Raw genomic sequence first — 763 nt, forward strand, 5'->3', positions numbered from 1 at the left:
AAAGCAGCGTAAATAACGGCGCGGGCGCGGCGGGGGCGCCCCTCTTTAAAATTCTTTCATTCAAAAAATTGTTTAAATATTAGATTAGGAGCTACCTATGACCACTAAAAATGTATCCAAAAAATATGAAATTATAGACGAAATCAAAGAAGTTAAAGATGCAGAAACCGGTCAACCTAGATACTTTTATCGTATTCGTGCATTAAGGGATTTTGATGATGTAAAAGCTGGGGACCTCGGTGGTTTTATTGAAAAGGAGGATAACCTTTCCCATGATGGCAATTGCTGGGTTTATGACGATGCAATTGCAGCATATGATGCCGTTGTGAGTGAAAATGCTAAAATACGTAATGAAGCCGTTGTTGCTCAAAATGCTAAAGTTTATGGTAACGTTATAGTGAGTGATAAAGCCAAGGTTTATGGTCGTGATACCCATGTTTATGGCAATGCTAAGATTTTTGATAATGCTAGTATTAGTGGTACCATGTGGATTCGTGGCAAGGGGTGGGTTTATGGCAAGTGTGTGGTTAATGGCAATGCCAAGGTTTATGGCAATGCTAAAGTTTGTGGTCAAGTTTGTGATAATGCCGTGGTTTATGGAAAAGCTTTTATTAGTATAGAGGCAAAAATTTATGACAATGCCAAGGTTTGGCATAGTGCTTATGTGAGGGGCTTTGTTTATGGCAATGCAAAAGTATCAGGGTCTTCTTGCGTATACGAAGGTTCTCATATTTTTGATCATGCTAGGGTTTATGGAAAAGCG

General features: G+C 39.1%; 1 protein-coding gene. It reads left to right on the forward strand.

Features of this window, described 5'->3' with window-relative positions:
• Nucleotides 1-97: 97 nt before the first annotated feature.
• The coding region (locus ACFIMQ_RS09565) for a hypothetical protein (RefSeq protein ID WP_375703947.1) at nucleotides 98-763 on the forward strand (666 nt) is incomplete at its 3' end.

It is taken from the genome of Bartonella sp. AD13SXNS, from assembly GCF_042196465.1.
Taxonomy (GTDB): Bacteria; Pseudomonadota; Alphaproteobacteria; order Rhizobiales; family Rhizobiaceae; genus Bartonella.